Origin of the sequence: Candidatus Pantoea bituminis, assembly GCF_018842675.1 — a bacterium.
GTDB classification, from domain to species: Bacteria; Pseudomonadota; Gammaproteobacteria; order Enterobacterales; family Enterobacteriaceae; genus Pantoea; species Pantoea phytostimulans.
The window spans coordinates 266371-284072 of the sequence record NZ_JAGTWO010000004.1; the positions used below are offsets into that span (position 1 = coordinate 266371).

Annotated in this window: 11 protein-coding genes, 2 tRNA genes, 4 rRNA genes and 3 pseudogenes; 12 read left to right on the plus strand and 8 right to left on the minus strand. The window is 49.4% G+C overall.

Translation table 11 applies throughout. The annotated features are described in order from the left end of the window. Position 1: 1 nt before the first annotated feature. The 3 genes and pseudogenes from rsmB to def all read right to left on the minus strand — a co-directional run bounded on the left by rsmB (position 2) and on the right by def (position 2825). Positions 2 to 1300, minus strand: a pseudogene (gene rsmB / locus KQP84_RS04965) (16S rRNA (cytosine(967)-C(5))-methyltransferase RsmB). Between the two features lie 48 nt (positions 1301 to 1348). Beyond that, positions 1349 to 2292 (minus strand): annotated as a pseudogene (gene fmt / locus KQP84_RS04970) (methionyl-tRNA formyltransferase). A 20-nt stretch (positions 2293 to 2312) separates the two neighbouring features. Beyond that, positions 2313 to 2825, minus strand: a complete 513-nt coding sequence (gene def, locus KQP84_RS04975; RefSeq protein ID WP_215845435.1) for a peptide deformylase — start codon at positions 2823 to 2825, stop codon at positions 2313 to 2315. Positions 2826 to 2942: 117 nt separating this feature from the next. On the opposite strand from def, the gene dprA reads away from it, so the two are divergent. From dprA to KQP84_RS05005, 6 genes and pseudogenes are all read left to right on the plus strand, one after another. Further along, positions 2943 to 4067 (plus strand): DNA-protecting protein DprA, encoded by a 1125-nt coding sequence (gene dprA / locus KQP84_RS04980; protein ID WP_215845436.1) that lies wholly within the window; start codon positions 2943 to 2945, stop codon positions 4065 to 4067. Further along, entirely contained in the window at positions 4039 to 4512 is a 474-nt protein-coding gene (gene smg, locus KQP84_RS04985) for a DUF494 family protein Smg (protein WP_215845437.1), read from the plus strand. Before dprA ends, smg begins: the two co-directional genes overlap by 29 nt. Positions 4513 to 4538: 26 nt before the next feature. Beyond that, positions 4539 to 5083, plus strand: a pseudogene (locus KQP84_RS04990) (DNA topoisomerase family protein). A gap of 9 nt (positions 5084 to 5092) precedes the next feature. Continuing rightward, entirely contained in the window at positions 5093 to 5665 is a 573-nt protein-coding gene (gene tsaC / locus KQP84_RS04995; RefSeq protein WP_215845438.1) for an L-threonylcarbamoyladenylate synthase type 1 TsaC, read from the plus strand. A gap of 3 nt (positions 5666 to 5668) precedes the next feature. Further along, the gene (gene aroE / locus KQP84_RS05000) at positions 5669 to 6487 is read left to right on the plus strand and encodes a shikimate dehydrogenase (protein WP_215845439.1); all 819 of its coding nucleotides are present in this window, start codon (positions 5669 to 5671) and stop codon (positions 6485 to 6487) included. Then, positions 6484 to 6738: a DUF1488 family protein gene (locus KQP84_RS05005; RefSeq protein ID WP_215845440.1), complete on the plus strand. Its 255-nt coding sequence runs from the start codon at positions 6484 to 6486 to the stop codon at positions 6736 to 6738. The genes aroE and KQP84_RS05005 overlap by 4 nt, the downstream gene beginning before the upstream one ends. On the opposite strand, the gene KQP84_RS05010 is transcribed toward KQP84_RS05005, so the two are convergent. Further along, positions 6708 to 7259, minus strand: a complete 552-nt coding sequence (locus KQP84_RS05010) for a gamma carbonic anhydrase family protein (RefSeq protein ID WP_215845441.1) — start codon at positions 7257 to 7259, stop codon at positions 6708 to 6710. The two genes, KQP84_RS05005 and KQP84_RS05010, sit on opposite strands and share 31 nt — an antisense overlap. Before the next feature lie 491 nt (positions 7260 to 7750). Between KQP84_RS05010 and KQP84_RS05015 the strand changes: the two genes are divergently transcribed. The 6 genes from KQP84_RS05015 (at position 7751) to rrf (KQP84_RS05040) (ending at position 13030) form a co-directional block, all read left to right on the plus strand. After that, positions 7751 to 9291, plus strand: a 16S ribosomal RNA gene (locus KQP84_RS05015). A 91-nt stretch (positions 9292 to 9382) separates the two neighbouring features. Continuing rightward, a tRNA-Glu gene (locus KQP84_RS05020) sits at positions 9383 to 9457 on the plus strand. Between the two features lie 214 nt (positions 9458 to 9671). Beyond that, a 23S ribosomal RNA gene (locus KQP84_RS05025) occupies positions 9672 to 12576 on the plus strand. 97 nt (positions 12577 to 12673) lie between these two features. Further along, positions 12674 to 12789, plus strand: a 5S ribosomal RNA gene (rrf, locus tag KQP84_RS05030). Between the two features lie 14 nt (positions 12790 to 12803). Further along, positions 12804 to 12879: transfer RNA gene (locus KQP84_RS05035), tRNA-Thr, on the plus strand. A 35-nt stretch (positions 12880 to 12914) separates the two neighbouring features. Beyond that, positions 12915 to 13030 (plus strand): 5S ribosomal RNA (rrf, locus tag KQP84_RS05040). Together the 16S, 23S and 5S rRNA genes with 2 tRNA genes alongside form the textbook arrangement of a ribosomal RNA operon. A gap of 227 nt (positions 13031 to 13257) precedes the next feature. Here the strand turns inward: rrf (KQP84_RS05040) and KQP84_RS05045 are convergent. The 4 genes from KQP84_RS05045 to KQP84_RS05060 form a co-directional block, all read right to left on the minus strand. Continuing rightward, positions 13258 to 14019: an amino acid ABC transporter ATP-binding protein gene (locus KQP84_RS05045; RefSeq protein WP_279234001.1), complete on the minus strand. Its 762-nt coding sequence runs from the start codon at positions 14017 to 14019 to the stop codon at positions 13258 to 13260. 9 nt (positions 14020 to 14028) lie between these two features. Further along, a complete protein-coding gene (locus KQP84_RS05050) occupies positions 14029 to 15129 on the minus strand; it encodes an amino acid ABC transporter permease (RefSeq protein ID WP_215845442.1) in 1101 nt (366 codons plus the stop codon). Between the two features lie 15 nt (positions 15130 to 15144). After that, on the minus strand, positions 15145 to 16323 hold the full coding sequence (locus KQP84_RS05055; protein ID WP_215845443.1) for an amino acid ABC transporter permease: 1179 nt from the start codon (positions 16321 to 16323) through the stop codon (positions 15145 to 15147). 69 nt (positions 16324 to 16392) lie between these two features. Continuing rightward, entirely contained in the window at positions 16393 to 17418 is a 1026-nt protein-coding gene (locus KQP84_RS05060) for an amino acid ABC transporter substrate-binding protein (RefSeq protein ID WP_215845444.1), read from the minus strand. Positions 17419 to 17702: the final 284 nt, after the last annotated feature.

Below are 17702 nucleotides of genomic sequence, written 5' to 3' on the forward strand. Positions count from 1 at the left end.
TTCAATTTACCTCAGGTTTCTTCACAAGCTTAGCGTAGAAGAAACCATCGCCACCATCGACAGTTGGAAATACTTGCAAGCCTGTTTCAGGCGCACCAAAAAGTGAGCACGCGACAGCATCATTATGGCGTTCCAGAAATGCGCTTATCTGCAGCTGATTTTCATCCGGGAGTATGGAACATGTCGCATACAATAGCGTTCCGCCGGGTTTGAGCTGGGACCAAATAGCTTCAATGATCTCAGATTGAAGTTTGGCTAGTTCGGCAATATCGCGTTCGCGGCGCAGCCACTAATATCTGGATGTCGACGAATTACACCAGTCGCTGAACAAGGCGCATCAAGTAAAATGCGATCAAACAGTTCATCGCCACACCAATCTTGGGGAGAGCGACCATCGCCTTGCTTCACTTCAGCCTTCATCCCTAGCCGTTGTAAATTTTCATGCACGCGCACCAGACGCTGTGCATCAATATCCACTGCAAGCACCCGAGCTTCAGGTGCGATTTCTAAAATATGAGTGGTTTTTCCACCCGGTGCTGCACAGAGATCGAGAATGTATTCACCATTTTTAGGCTCAAGCAATAAAGCGCAGCGTTGAGCTGAAACATCTTGAACTGTTACCCAGCCTTGATCGAAGCCTGGCAATTGGGTCACAGACGTAGGGGTTTCGAGTCGCAAAGCCTCAGGCACTTCAGCATCTATAAAGGCTGTTTTTTGAGTTTCAGCTAATAAAGCAAGCCAGCTATCACGAGAATGATGTTGCTGGTTTACGCGTAGCCACATTGGCGGACGAACGTTGTTTGCTTCAACAATTTGTTGCCATTGTGTAGGCCAGGCAATTTGCAAACGCTTCAGTAGCCATCCAGGATGGAGGTAGCGCTGTGGACCCTCTTTTATACTGGCAAGCAATGCATCCTGCTGTCGCTGAAACTGGCGAAGCACGCCATTCAATAAGCCTTTCAAGCTACCACGTTTTAAAACTTCTGCACCCGCAACAGTTTCTGCCAAAACAGCGTGAGCAGGTATGCGTGTGTAGAGTAATTGATACAATCCAACCATGATCAAATAATGTAAAACGCGTTGTTTACCCGTCAGGGGCGTTCCATTAATTTACCAATCAAGGCTTCAAGCTGTGGCAAAGTGCGTAGTACACCGAAGCAAATTTCTTGCACTAGTGCGCTGTCTTTATCGGACAGTTTTTTTGTGCCTGAGGCAATACGGTATTGAGTGATTCACCTTTATCGACAACACGTTCGATAAGCTGGGCTGAAAGGCTACGTAGATTGGTATTTTTGTTCATAGGTTTTTGTCATCAAACAAAAAGCCCGGTGATTACCGGGCTAAAGGGTCAGGCCAGAATAGTTCCAGGTTCAAACCATTCACGGCGCGAGTTGAGAAGATCTTGTGCAGACATTGGCTTTTTCCCAGCAGGTTGAAGCTGGAGCAAATTGAGCACGCCCTCTGCTGTCGCTATTTGTATACCTTGCTTATCAGCCTGGATGATTTCACCGGGTTGCTTATCAGCATGCGGAAGCACGCTTGCTTGCCAGACTTTAATTGGCTGATCATCAATGTTGAAAAAACTCATTGGCCATGGATTGAAAGCGCGAATGCAGCGCTCAAGTTGCATCGCGGGGAGCTGCCAGTTAAGACGCGCCTCTTCTTTACTCAATTTCTCTGCATAATTGGCTAATGCTTCATCCTGCTTTTCTGGATGCGCACGGCCATCAGCAAGCTGCGACAGCGTATCCAGTAATCCTTGCGGCCCAAGCTGTGCAAGTTTGTTATAAAGCGTTGCACTGGTATCTTCAGCGGTGACAGGGCAGGCAAGCTTATACAGCATATCGCCGGTATCCAGGCCGACATCCATCTGCATGATAGTGACACCCGTTTCGTTATCTCCAGCCCACAGCGCACGCTGAATGGGTGCTGCACCACGCCAGCGAGGAGTAGCGAGCCGTGCACGTTAATGCATCCTAATCGTGGCATATCAAGAACCGCTTTTGGCAGGATCAAACCATAGGCAACGACAACCATAATATCTGCCTGAAGATTGGCAACCAACTGCTGACTCTCTTCAGGGCGTAATGATTTAGGTTGGAAGACTGGAATGTCGTTTGACTGAGCCAAAACCTTTACCGGACTAGGCGTCAATTTATTACCGCGGCCTGCAGGGCGATCGGGCTGTGTAAATACAGCCACTACCTGATGCTCAGAAGCGAGCAGCGCGTCAAGATGACGCGCTGCAAAGTCAGGTGTGCCAGCGAAGATTATTTTTAATGGGGCAGACACATTTATCCCTTCTAAAGAGCTTAAGATTCTCGCGTGTTTTGACGCGCCAGCTTCTCTAATTTCATTTTGATTCGCTGACGCTTCAACGGCGACAGATAATCAATAAAAAGTTTGCCGTCCAGGTGATCAATTTCATGCTGGATACAGATTGCCAACAAATCACCGGTTTCCAGCTCAAAGCTATTACCATCGCGATCGAGCGCACGAATTTTTACACGCTCAGCACGCGGTACGAAAGCGCGTTGATCGGGTATAGAGAGACAACCTTCTTCAATTCCCGTTTCGCCACTTTTTTCCAGCAACTCGGGATTAATCAGCACCAAGCGTTCTTCACGGCTTTCAGAAACATCAATCACTATAATGCGTTGATGAATATCGACTTGCGTAGCGGCCAGCCCAATGCCTTCTTCGGCGTACATCGTTTCAAACATATCATCCACGATACGCTGAATATCTGCGTTAACTTCTTTAACTGGCGCGGCGATTTTGCGCAGACGCTCGTCAGGGAAATGTAATACCTGCAAAACTGACATAAATTTCCAGATCTGTATTCGGTTAAGTAAAGATTACTACCTCATATTGTAGACTTTTTGGGGCATGATTGACAGCATTCCACCGCAGGAAGCCTCAGCGAAAATGGATGCTAAAAAATGGAAAAGATGGCGTTATGTCTACAATTAGCCGCTGTTAGCGGAATGGTTGGTAAGCGTTGGCTTGAAGCCGCAAACCTGCTTTTAAGCGGGGGTGATGTCGCTAAACATTTGTCTCAGCTTAAATTTGATGAGCGCCAACGACAACAATTCAATAGTTTCCAGCAGGCTAATTTCAAAGAGCTACAGGCATGGCTCGCCAGTCATCGCAAACACCATTTCCTTACGGCGCTTGATGACCATTACCCCGCTTTGCTTACTGAGACTGATCGCTTCCCGCCGCTTATTTATATCAAGGGTGATCCTGCAGCTCTAAATACACCGCAGTTGGCTGTGGTCGGGAGCCGTAATTGCTCACATTATGGACGACACTGGTGCGAATGGTTTACTCAACAATTGGCGTTAAGTGGTTTGACTATAACGAGTGGGTTAGCCCGTGGCATTGATGGCGTTGCACATCATGCTGCACTTAATGTCGAAGGCAAAACGGTGGCAGTATTGGGTAGTGGTTTGAAGCACCTCTATCCGAAATCTCATTTCGCACTCGCTGAAGAAATCGTAGAAAAAGGTGGGGCGATTATCTCAGAATTCCCGCTAAATGCACCACCTAACGCCACCCATTTCCCTCGACGTAATCGTATTATCAGTGGCCTGAGCCAAGGTGTGTTAGTGGTTGAAGCCTCACTCAAGAGCGGTTCACTTGTTACCGCACGTTATGCCCTTGAGCAAAATCGTAACGTATATGCTTTGCCCGGGTCATTGGGTAATCCCAGCAGCGAAGGTACAAATTGGCTAATCCAACAAGGCGCAATGTTAGTGGCGCACCCCAATAATATTCTCGAAGATTTGGGCAGTGCGCTTAACTGGTTACCTGTTACAAAATCAGATGAAATATATTGTGATGACAATGTTCATGCTCCATTGCCATTTGCCGATGTGTTGGCTAACGTAGGTGATGAGGTTACACCTGTTGACGTTGTCGCTGAACGTGCCGGCCAACCTGTGCCAGTTATCTCAGCTCAGTTGCTGGAACTGGAGTTAGCAGGATGGATCGCAGCTGTACCCGGCGGCTATGTCCGATTGAGGAGGGCATGCCATGTTCGACGTACTCATGTACTTGTTTGAGACATATATCCACAACGAAGCAGAAATGGGTGTTGATCAGGACAGATTGACAGATGACTTGACGGATGCCGGTTTTCATCGTGAAGATATTTATAATGCGTTGAACTGGTTAGAGAAGTTGGCGGACTATCAAGAAGGGCTGGTTGCGCCAATTTTACTGACAAATGATCCGCTCTCCATGCGTATCTATACAGATGAAGAGAGCAAACGTTTAGATGCTGAAAGCCGTGGTTTCCTGTTATTTTTGGAACAAATTCAAGTTTTGAATTTGGAAACACGTGAAATGGTCATTGAACGTGTCATGGCGCTTGATACTCCAGACTTCGATCTTGAGGACCTTAAGTGGGTAATATTAATGGTTTTGTTTAATATACCTGGATGTGAAAACGCTTATCAGCAGATGGAAGAACTGCTATTCGACGTCAATGAAGGTATGCTGCATTAAATTCCTTTTCATACATCTCTATCGTTATGAGTAAAACTGCACTCTTCGCTGTGCGAAAACAGGATCCCTGCCCCGCTTGCGGGGCAGAACTTGTTATTCGTTCTGGCAAACATGGACCTTTTCTTGGCTGCGCAAATTATCCTGCTTGCGATTATATCCGCCCACTGAAAAATCAGGCTGATGGCCATATCGTTAAAGTGTTGGAGGGGCATGCTTGCCCGGATTGTGGAGCAGATAAAGTGCTGCGCCAAGGGCGCTACGGTATGTTTATCGGTTGCAGCCATTATCCCGAATGCGCTTATACGGAAACCATCGACAAACCAGATGAGACTACGATTGATTGTCCTCAGTGTCAGAAAGGCAAGCTTGTACAGCGCCGATCGCGCTTCGGCAAAACGTTTCATGCCTGCGATCGTTATCCGGCCTGTCAATTTGCAGTAAATCTCACCCCAATTGCAGGTGTGTGTCCATATTGCCAGTTTCCGTTATTAGTTGAGAAAAAACTGCGCAGGGCGTAAAGCTGTTCTGTGCCAGTAAAAGTTGCGGCAAAGCTATCGCTCAAGAGAATTAAGAGTTCAACATGCATAACCAAGATCTTTCTACTTCGTTAAATGATTGCGTAGGTCACCTTAAACGTCACGCCGTAATCGCCTATCCTACTGAAGCTGTTTTTGGGCTGGGGTGCGATCCGGATAATGAAAGTGCAGTAATGGCGTTATTAGCTCTTAAACAAAGACCCGTCGAAAAAGGATTGATCCTGATTGCTTCTGAATATGCGCAATTAGAACCCTATGTGTCCGATCGAGAGCTTTCAGTCATCCAGCGAGAGCGGATGTTTGCCTGCTGGCCTGGACCAGTAACATTTGTTGTGCCGGCTCCGCCGCATACTCCCCGTTGGTTAACGGGAAAATTTGATTCATTGGCGATACGAGTCAGTGATCATCCTGATGTACAAGCATTATGCCGCGCATTTGGTAAACCTTTAGTTTCAACCAGCGCTAATCTTTCGGGGCAACCGCCTTGCCGCACAATAGAAGAAGTAAAATTGCAGTTTGGTAATGACTTTCCTGTCCTCCCGGGATTAACCGGTGGGAGGCAAAATCCTTCCGAAATTCGCGACGTCATCACCGGTGATCTCATACGACAGGGATAATTTATGAATAACTATGCTGTTTTTGGTAACCCTGTTAGCCACAGTAAGTCACCATTCATTCACCAAGCCTTTGCCCAACAGACGGGAATAGAACATCGCTACGGCCGTATTTGTGCTCCGCTAGATGGATTTCCGCAGGAAATCGCTGAGTTCTTTGCTCAAGAAGGCGTAGGGGCAAATGTCACCCTGCCTTTTAAGCAGCAGGCGTGGAAATTGGCAGACGAGCTTAGCGAGCGGGCAGCCCTTTCCGGCGCAGTGAATACATTAAAGAAGCGCAAAGATGGCACTATCCTCGGCGACAATACTGATGGTATTGGTTTATTGAGCGATCTCGAACGTCTCTCGATGATTAAGCCGGGAGACAGAGTTCTTCTGGTCGGGGCAGGCGGCGCTGCACGTGGCGTAATTCTACCCTTACTTTCTTTGGGCATTGCATTAACCGTGACTAATCGTACGCGCTCGCGAGCAGATGAATTAGCAAATCTCTTTAAACACAGCGGTGCAATCAATACTTGTAGCTTTGATGAATTAGAAGGCAAAGCGTTCGAACTCATCATTAATGCTACGTCTAGTGGCGTTGATGGGCATACTCCACCCTTACCTGTTTCGTTAGTGCATCCCAGCTTACGCTGCTATGACATGTTTTATCAGTCTGGGCAAACGCCGTTCTTATATTGGTGCCAACAGTTTGGTGCACTTCATTTAGCCGACGGTCTGGGCATGCTGGTGGGACAAGCGGCACATGCCTTTCATTTATGGCATGGCGTTATGCCTGATACCGCGCCAGTAATTGAATCTTTGAAAAGAGAGCTAGAGCTATGAATCAGGCGATTCAATTTCCCGATCGAGAACATCTCGATCCGAATTTAAACGCTATTTGTTTTCCTGTATTAGTTAATGGCATGGGGCTGACCTGTGCCATCCATACAGAGGCGTTACATCAACGGTTTGGCGACGAGGAAGCGATGACGCTTTTTAGCAACCACCGCTGGGATCTGGAAGAAGAAGCCGAACGCTGTATTCGTCGAGATGAAGTTGATGTTCAGGGTTGGGTTTGGCTTTCTGTCAAATAGTCATCTTTCCATCCGACATAATTATTAGCCGAATAGAGCAGCCCTTCAATTTCCTTTTCGTTAAGCGGTCGAATCTGTTTTACCGGACTTCCTAAATATAGATAACCGCTTTCGAGACGTTTACCTGGAGGCACCAAGCTTCCTGCACCAATCATCACATCATCTTCTACAACGACCGCATCCAACAAAATAGACCCCATCCCAACCAAAACACGATTACCTATAGTGCAGCCGTGTAGCATTGCTTTATGCCCAACCGTGACATCTTCACCAATTATTAGAGGGTAACCTTCGGGATTTGATGCTGATTTATGAGTGACGTGCAGAACGCTGCCGTCCTGTATGTTAGTACGGGCACCAATACGCACTTGATTCACATCTCCACGAATAGCAACCAAGGGCCAAATACTAACATCATCCGACATGATGACATCCCCAACGACAACGCTGGTCGGATCTATCATTACGCGCTGGCCCAGCTGTGGATAAAGGCGTTTGTAAGGACGTAAGGCTGATGACATAAAAGCTCTCCTTTACTTAGTTTCTTTGCAGCCTGGTGTGATTTTGAGCGGCAGGCAAGGGGATTCTGCCTGAGATCGATGACGATCTCATCAATATGAATGTTTTCTCGCCACTTAGAAAAAAGATCCAGAAAAAGGCTTGTGCTAAGAAATTGGATCCCTATAATGCGCCTCCACTGACACGGCAAACCGGCAACGGGATGGCGGTTCAGGAGACACAGGAAACTGCGTCGCCGGAGAAAAGCTTCTGAAAAAGAGGTTGACTCTGAAGGAGAGAAGCGTAATATACGCCACCTCGCGACAGACCGGCTAAGCCGCTGTTCGCACTGCTCTTTAACAATTTATCAGACAATCTGTGTGGGCACTCGCAGGATGGATATCAGCGTCTCCGGACGTAAAAAATATCAAGCCTCACGAGTGAACACATAATGAAATTCATTATGACGTTTTACAGATGAGCACCGCTTAACTTGTTTAAGCAAATCAAACTTAAATTGAAGAGTTTGATCATGGCTCAGATTGAACGCTGGCGGCAGGCCTAACACATGCAAGTCGGACGGTAGCACAGGAGAGCTTGCTCTTTGGGTGACGAGTGGCGGACGGGTGAGTAATGTCTGGGAAACTGCCCGATGGAGGGGGATAACTACTGGAAACGGTAGCTAATACCGCATAACGTCGCAAGACCAAAGTGGGGGACCTTCGGGCCTCACACCATCGGATGTGCCCAGATGGGATTAGCTAGTAGGCGGGGTAATGGCCCACCTAGGCGACGATCCCTAGCTGGTCTGAGAGGATGACCAGCCACACTGGAACTGAGACACGGTCCAGACTCCTACGGGAGGCAGCAGTGGGGAATATTGCACAATGGGCGCAAGCCTGATGCAGCCATGCCGCGTGTATGAAGAAGGCCTTCGGGTTGTAAAGTACTTTCAGCGGGGAGGAAGGCGATGCGGTTAATAACCGCGTCGATTGACGTTACCCGCAGAAGAAGCACCGGCTAACTCCGTGCCAGCAGCCGCGGTAATACGGAGGGTGCAAGCGTTAATCGGAATTACTGGGCGTAAAGCGCACGCAGGCGGTCTGTTAAGTCAGATGTGAAATCCCCGGGCTCAACCCGGGAACTGCATTTGAAACTGGCAGGCTTGAGTCTCGTAGAGGGGGTAGAATTCCAGGTGTAGCGGTGAAATGCGTAGAGATCTGGAGGAATACCGGTGGCGAAGGCGGCCCCCTGGACGAAGACTGACGCTCAGGTGCGAAAGCGTGGGGAGCAAACAGGATTAGATACCCTGGTAGTCCACGCCGTAAACGATGTCGACTTGGAGGTTGTGCCCTTGAGGCGTGGCTTCCGGAGCTAACGCGTTAAGTCGACCGCCTGGGGAGTACGGCCGCAAGGTTAAAACTCAAATGAATTGACGGGGGCCCGCACAAGCGGTGGAGCATGTGGTTTAATTCGATGCAACGCGAAGAACCTTACCTACTCTTGACATCCAGAGAACTTAGCAGAGATGCTTTGGTGCCTTCGGGAACTCTGAGACAGGTGCTGCATGGCTGTCGTCAGCTCGTGTTGTGAAATGTTGGGTTAAGTCCCGCAACGAGCGCAACCCTTATCCTTTGTTGCCAGCGATTCGGTCGGGAACTCAAAGGAGACTGCCGGTGATAAACCGGAGGAAGGTGGGGATGACGTCAAGTCATCATGGCCCTTACGAGTAGGGCTACACACGTGCTACAATGGCGCATACAAAGAGAAGCGACCTCGCGAGAGCAAGCGGACCTCACAAAGTGCGTCGTAGTCCGGATCGGAGTCTGCAACTCGACTCCGTGAAGTCGGAATCGCTAGTAATCGTGGATCAGAATGCCACGGTGAATACGTTCCCGGGCCTTGTACACACCGCCCGTCACACCATGGGAGTGGGTTGCAAAAGAAGTAGGTAGCTTAACCTTCGGGAGGGCGCTTACCACTTTGTGATTCATGACTGGGGTGAAGTCGTAACAAGGTAACCGTAGGGGAACCTGCGGTTGGATCACCTCCTTACCTGAAGATACCTTCCCGCGAAGTGCTCACACAGATTGTCTGATAGAAAAGTAATGAGCAAGACGGCTGCGAAGTCGTGACACACCTTTGTGTCCCCTTCGTCTAGCGGTTAGGACACTGCCCTTTCACGGCGGTAACAGGGGTTCGAATCCCCTAGGGGACGCCACTTGCTTGGTGACAGGTGAAAGGTGTCTCCACAAAATATCTCAAAGCCGGCTTTTCAGCCGTGTTTGAGATATTGCTCTTTAACAATCCGGAACAAGCTGAAAATTGAAACGACGCGCGCCGCATCCCTCCGTAATAAGGGGTGCACAGGCGACGCGTTCGAGTCTCTCAAATGCTTGCAGCACGCAGCGTTGCAAAACGCCTGTGGGTTGTGAGGTTAAGCGACTAAGCGTACACGGTGGATGCCCTGGCAGTCAGAGGCGATGAAGGACGTGCTAATCTGCGTAAAGCGACGGTAAGGTGATATGAACCGCTACAGCCGTCGATGTCCGAATGGGGAAACCCGGTGCACTCAGTGCATCATCGCAACATGAATACATAGTGTTGCGAGGCGAACCTGGGGAACTGAAACATCTAAGTACCCAGAGGAAAAGAAATCAACCGAGATTCCCCCAGTAGCGGCGAGCGAACGGGGAGCAGCCCAGAGCCTGAATCAGCTTGTGCATTAGTGGAACGGTCTGGAAAGTCCGACGGTACAGGGTGATAGTCCCGTACACAAAAGTGCACAAGCTGTGAGCTCGATGAGTAAGGCGGGACACGTGGTATCCTGTCTGAATATGGGGGGACCATCCTCCAAGGCTAAATACTCCTGACTGACCGATAGTGAACCAGTACCGTGAGGGAAAGGCGAAAAGAACCCCGGCGAGGGAGTGAAACAGAACCTGAAACCGTGTACGTACAAGCAGTGGGAGCCTCTTTTATGGGGTGACTGCGTACCTTTTGTATAATGGGTCAGCGACTTATATTCTGTAGCAAGGTTAACCGTATAGGGGAGCCGCAGGGAAACCGAGTCTTAACTGGGCGTTAAGTTGCAGGGTATAGACCCGAAACCCGGTGATCTAGCCATGGGCAGGTTGAAGGTTGGGTAACACTAACTGGAGGACCGAACCGACTAATGTTGAAAAATTAGCGGATGACTTGTGGCTGGGGGTGAAAGGCCAATCAAACCGGGAGATAGCTGGTTCTCCCCGAAAGCTATTTAGGTAGCGCCTCGTGAACTCATCTCCGGGGGTAGAGCACTGTTTCGGCTAGGGGGCCATCCCGGCTTACCAACCCGATGCAAACTACGAATACCGGAGAATGTTATCACGGGAGACACACGGCGGGTGCTAACGTCCGTCGTGAAGAGGGAAACAACCCAGACCGCCAGCTAAGGTCCCAAAGTCATGGTTAAGTGGGAAACGATGTGGGAAGGCACAGACAGCCAGGATGTTGGCTTAGAAGCAGCCATCATTTAAAGAAAGCGTAATAGCTCACTGGTCGAGTCGGCCTGCGCGGAAGATGTAACGGGGCTAAACCATGCACCGAAGCTGCGGCAGCGGCGCGTAAGCGCTGTTGGGTAGGGGAGCGTTCTGTAAGCCGTCGAAGGTGGACTGTGAGGTCTGCTGGAGGTATCAGAAGTGCGAATGCTGACATAAGTAACGATAAAGCGGGTGAAAAGCCCGCTCGCCGGAAGACCAAGGGTTCCTGTTCAACGTTAATCGGAGCAGGGTGAGTCGACCCCTAAGGCGAGGCCGAAAGGCGTAGTCGATGGGAAACAGGTTAATATTCCTGTACTTGGTGTTACTGCGAAGGGGGGACGGAGAAGGTTAGGTTAGCCGGGCGACGGTTGTCCCGGTTTAAGCGTGTAGGCTGGCAGTCCAGGTAAATCCGGACGGCCTCAAGGCTGAGGCGTGATGACGAGGCACTACGGTGCTGAAGTAACTGATACCCTGCTTCCAGGAAAAGCCTCTAAGCATCAGGTAACACAAAATCGTACCCCAAACCGACACAGGTGGTCAGGTAGAGAATACCAAGGCGCTTGAGAGAACTCGGGTGAAGGAACTAGGCAAAATGGTGCCGTAACTTCGGGAGAAGGCACGCTGGCGCGTAGGTGAAGGGACTTGCTCCCGGAGCTGAAGCCAGTCGAAGATACCAGCTGGCTGCAACTGTTTATTAAAAACACAGCACTGTGCAAACACGAAAGTGGACGTATACGGTGTGACGCCTGCCCGGTGCCGGAAGGTTAATTGATGGGGTTATCCGCAAGGAGAAGCTCTTGATCGAAGCCCCGGTAAACGGCGGCCGTAACTATAACGGTCCTAAGGTAGCGAAATTCCTTGTCGGGTAAGTTCCGACCTGCACGAATGGCGTAATGATGGCCAGGCTGTCTCCACCCGAGACTCAGTGAAATTGAACTCGCTGTGAAGATGCAGTGTACCCGCGGCAAGACGGAAAGACCCCGTGAACCTTTACTACAGCTTGACACTGAACCTTGAGCCTTGATGTGTAGGATAGGTGGGAGGCTTTGAAGCGCGGACGCCAGTCCGCGTGGAGCCAACCTTGAAATACCACCCTTTAATGCTTGATGTTCTAACGTAGGCCCGTAATCCGGGCTGCGGACAGTGTCTGGTGGGTAGTTTGACTGGGGCGGTCTCCTCCTAAAGAGTAACGGAGGAGCACGAAGGTCAGCTAATCACGGTCGGACATCGTGAGGTTAGTGCAATGGCATAAGCTGGCTTGACTGCGAGAGTGACGGCTCGAGCAGGTGCGAAAGCAGGTCATAGTGATCCGGTGGTTCTGAATGGAAGGGCCATCGCTCAACGGATAAAAGGTACTCCGGGGATAACAGGCTGATACCGCCCAAGAGTTCATATCGACGGCGGTGTTTGGCACCTCGATGTCGGCTCATCACATCCTGGGGCTGAAGTAGGTCCCAAGGGTACGGCTGTTCGCCGTTTAAAGTGGTACGCGAGCTGGGTTTAGAACGTCGTGAGACAGTTCGGTCCCTATCTGCCGTGGGCGCTGGAAAACTGAGGGGGTTGCTCCTAGTACGAGAGGACCGGAGTGAACGCACCGCTGGTGTTCGGGTTGTCACGCCAGTGGCACTGCCCGGTAGCTAAGTGCGGAAAAGATAAGTGCTGAAAGCATCTAAGCACGAAACTTGCCCCGAGATGAGTTTTCCCTGACCCCTTGAGGGTCCTGAAGGGACGTTGAAGACTACGACGTTGATAGGCCGGGTGTGTAAGCGCAGCGATGCGTTGAGCTAACCGGTACTAATGACCCGTGAGGCTTAACCTTACAACGCCAGAGGCGTTTTGGTTGAGAGACAGAGAAATTTCAGCTTGTTCACCGGATACACCTGCGCGGCAGAAGCGGCGCGGGATAACAGAATTTGCCTGGCGGCTGTAGCGCGGTGGTCCCACCTGACCCCATGCCGAACTCAGAAGTGAAACGCCGTAGCGCCGATGGTAGTGTGGGGTCTCCCCATGCGAGAGTAGGGAACTGCCAGGCATCAAATTTAGTGTGCTGATATGGCTCAGTTGGTAGAGCGCACCCTTGGTAAGGGTGAGGTCCCCAGTTCGACTCTGGGTATCAGCACCAGTAGTATAAGCATGAGTTCGATTTTAAAGAATTTGCCTGGCGGCTGTAGCGCGGTGGTCCCACCTGACCCCATGCCGAACTCAGAAGTGAAACGCCGTAGCGCCGATGGTAGTGTGGGGTCTCCCCATGCGAGAGTAGGGAACTGCCAGGCATCAAATAAGAAAAAGCCCTTTGCATCTGCAAAGGGCTTTTTTCGTTTTGTACGTTAATAAAAACAACATTTTTAATCCTTTCCTGTCCTTGCGTCTATAAATTCCACGGTAAAATAACGTCTATTTAATCAATGGGATGGAAAGATTGACGTGATCGAGACACCGCAAAAATACATATAAAAAACCCGGCGCGTGGCCGGGTGTGAACGGCATAATTGTCATCCTGTTAATGGATAACCTGCGACAGGAAAGCGCGCGTGCGTTCCGATTTAGGGTTCGCAAAGAACTCCTGCGGTGGAGCAACCTCAACGATTTCACCACGATCCATAAAGATCACTCGATCAGCCACGGTACGAGCAAACCCCATCTCATGCGTGACGCATAGCATTGTCATACCATCTTCAGCCAAACCGATCATGGTATCGAGTACCTCTTTTACCATTTCGGGATCGAGTGCTGAGGTAGGTTCATCAAAAAGCATAATTTTCGGTTTCATACACAGAGAGCGAGCAATGGCTACACGCTGTTGCTGACCACCTGAAAGCTGACCCGGAAATTTGTGGGCATGCTCGGCAATACGGACTCGCTCCAGATAATGCATAGCCAGCTCGTCAGCTTCCTTCTTTGGCATTTTACGTACCCATGAAGGAGCCAACGTACAGTTCTGCAAAACTGTCAGATGGGGAAATAAATTGAAGTGCTGAAATACCATACCCACTTCTGTTCGAACTTTCTCAATATTGCGGACATCATCGTTGAGATGGATGCCATCTACCACAATTCGACCTTGCTGATGTTCTTCTAAATGATTGATACAACGAATAGTCGTCGACTTACCTGAACCGGAAGGGCCGCATAATACAATGCGCTCACGCGGTTTTACATGAAGATTAATATCTTTGAGAACATGAAATTGTCCGTACCATTTATTCACATTTTCGAGCGTAATCATCATAGCATTGGCAGATGGAGTGATAATTTGTGTCATTTAAAAACCTCAGTGCGATTTACGCCCGGTGTGAAAGCGCTTTTCCAGATACTGGCTATAACGCGACATGCTGAAACAAAAAATCCAATAAACAAGCGCGGCAAATACGTAGCCTTCAGTGGACATGCCTAGCCATGCTGGATCGACAGTTGCCTGCTGAACGCTGCTGAAGAGATCGAAAAGGCCAATAATGATTACCAGGCTAGTGTCTTTAAATAGCGCAATAATAGTATTCACCAGGCCGGGAATAGTTAGCTTCAATGCTTGAGGTAATATAACCAGCATCTGAGTCTTCCAGTATCCTAACGCCAGCGACTCCGCAGCTTCATATTGGCCTTTCGGCAGCGCTTGTAACCCGCCTCTTACCACTTCTGCGACATAAGCCGATTGGAAAAGTATGACGCCAACCAATGCGCGCACTAACTTATCGATAGTGGTGCCCTCGGCCATGAACAGCGGCAACATCACCGAAGACATAAACAGCACAGTAATTAGCGGAACACCACGCCAGAATTCAATAAATATTACTGAAAGCGAGCGTACAACTGGCATGTGTGAACGGCGTCCTAGCGCTAACAAAATACCCAATGGCAATGCACCGGCGATCCCAACAGCAGCGATAATTAACGTTAGCGTTAAACCACCCCATTGACGCGTTTCCACGCGCTCAAGACCAAAATATCCACCATACAACATGAACCAGACGATAATGGGATAAGTAACCGCCCAAGCAGCGATATAGCGCCCTCTGTATGGCAAATTCTTGATGAACATCGGAACAATTGAAAGCAGGCCAATAATCAGCGTCAGGTTAATACGCCAGCGCTGCTCATGTGGGTAAAGCCCATACATAAACTGACCAAAGCGCGAATGGATAAATACCCAACATGCGCCTTCTTTCGTGCAGTCAGCACGGGTTGTGCCAAACCAGTTAGCCTGAAAGATTAACCAATTCAATGCCGGTGGAATCACACTCCACATCACCCAGATGCAAAAGAGGGTAAGCAGGGAGTTCACCCAACCTGAAAACAGATTCTTACGTGCCCAACTCCAGGCGCGACTTATTGGCGTGGTAGGTACGGGCGGTGTTTCATGTGTAGTAACAGACATAGTTATCCCGTTCTCTTAACGCTCAACCAGCGCAATTTTGCGGTTGTAGAGGTTCATCAATAATGAAATCAACAAGCTGATAATCAGGTAAACGCCCATAGTTATCGCAATGGTCTCGATCGCCTGGCCAGTTTGGTTGAGCACGGTCCCGGCAAACAACGACACCATATCGGGATAACCGATAGCTGCGGCCAGAGAGGAGTTTTTCACTATGTTGAGGTATTGGCTGGTCAGCGGTGGAATGATGACGCGCATCGCCTGTGGAATAATGACCTGACGTAACGTGACTGGATGCGGTAAGCCTAGCGAACGCGCAGCCTCATGCTGTCCATACGGTACTGACTGAATACCAGAGCGTATAACTTCAGCGATAAATGACGATGTATAAATCGACAATGCCAGCGTTAACGCGGCCAGTTCAGGAATCATCACGAAGCCACCGCGGAAGTTAAATCCACGCAGTTGTGGTAAATCCCAATGGGTAGCGGCCCCAAATCCCAAATGTGCAATGAATGGAAAAATGACTAGCATAGCGATCGCTACGGGCCAGGTACGACGCAATTGGCCGGTTTTGCGCTGATGCGTTCGATTAAAACGAAACATCCCATAGCTAGCGGCAACGGCTAGCAGCAATGCGATAACAAAAGGCCAGGTTCCCGCTGCGTACGTAGGCCAGGGAACGTATAAACCTCGATTACTAACAAAAGCCATATCAAATGCACTTAATGCCTGGCGCGGTCCCGGCAAATTACGCAACACGGCAAAATACCAAAAGAAAATTTGCAGCAGTGGCGGAATATTACGGAAGGTCTCGATATAGATATTAGAGATTTTACGCAGCAGCCAGTTTTCAGACAGGCGAGCAAGGCCAATAAAAAAACCTAAAAAAGAGGCAAACACGATGCAAAGGGCGGAGACCAGCAGAGTGTTAGTTAAACCAACCAGAAAGACACGCGCATAGGTATCTGCTTCTGTATAAGCAATAAGATGTTGGACGATACCGAAGCCAGCATTACGTTCCAGAAAACCAAAACCGGATGTTATCCCACGATTAGACAGGTTGATCACTGTGTTGTGGATGAGATACCCCACCACCGCAATGACCGCTACTATCGCGATTGTTTGGTAAAGCCAGGCGCGAACTTTGGGATTACCGAATGAAAAATCCCTTTTCACGATTGGGCGTTGCGACATGTTGAAACCTCAATGACAAAAGCTTTGGTGGGGCACCGAAGAATACGGTGCCCGATTGGCGAGGTGTAATTAACGTACCGGTGGCGCGTATTGAATACCGCCGTTGTTCCAAAGCGCATTCTGACCACGTGCGATTTTCAGCGCACTGTCTTTACCAACGTTACGGTCAAAACTTTCCTGATAGTTACCAACCTGCTTAATGATGTTGTAAGCCCATTTGTTATCAAGCTTCAAATCCTTGCCAAAGTCGCCTTCAGCACCCAGCAAGTGCGCCATATCCGGCGTGGTAGGTTTGGCCGTCATCTGATCAACGTTTTTAGAAGTGATGCCCATCTCTTCAGCATTTAGCATTGCGTAAAGCGACCATTTCACGATGGTGAACCAGTCATCATCACCACGGCGTACCACCGGTCCCAACGGCTCTTTTGAAATGACTTCAGGAAGCACGATGAATTCGTCTGGTTTACCCAGCTTAATGCGCAATGCATAGAGCTGAGACTGATCAGAAGCCAGCGTATCGCAGCGGCCGCTGTCGAGCGCTTTAGCTGATTCGTCAGAACGATCAAAGGTGACAGGTGTGTACTGCATTTTATTGGCTTTAAAGAAGTCCGCCACGTTCAGCTCGGTATCGGTGCCTGCCTGAATACATACGGTAGCGCCATCCAGCTCTTTAGCGCTTTTGAGACCCGCTTTCTGATGTGTCAGGAAGCCGATGCCATCATAATAATTCACACCAGCAAACAAAAAGCCCATGCCGCCATCACGCGCGGAGGTCCAGGTCGTATTACGTGAAAGGATATCCACTTCACCTGATTGCAGCGCTGTGAAGCGCTCTTTAGCCGTCAGCGGGGTATATTTCACTTTAGTGGAATCCCCAAAGACTGCCGCCGCCGCTGCACGGCAGACGTCGACATCAATTCCCGTGAATTTGCCGTTGGAATCAGCGTAGGAAAAGCCCGGCAGGCCGTCACTGATACCGCACTGAACAAACCCTTTCTTTTTAATCGCATCCAATGTGGTTCCTGCATGCGCTTGCTGAGCAACAGCAAAGAGAGAAGCAGCAGCGACCAAAGTGGAGAGCATCATCTTTTTCATAAAGCATCCTGTGTGGCGGAATCGTGTTGTTATGTATTGCGCACTTTTTTGTGCGTTTTTTCCTGTCTGCGGCAGTCAGCCATTCACGACTTTGCAAAGCTGATGCCAGGTTTGCAGAATCATGAATTCCTTAGAAAGATCTATTAATACTCCGAAGCACTTAGAAAGTTCCGCTAATATCGCGCACCAAAAGGAAGCATAGCGAGCCGACTCGATCACATTTAGTGCAATTAGTTTCACTATATGGAAGCAGTGTGAGAAGAGCCTCAGGATAAAATGTACAG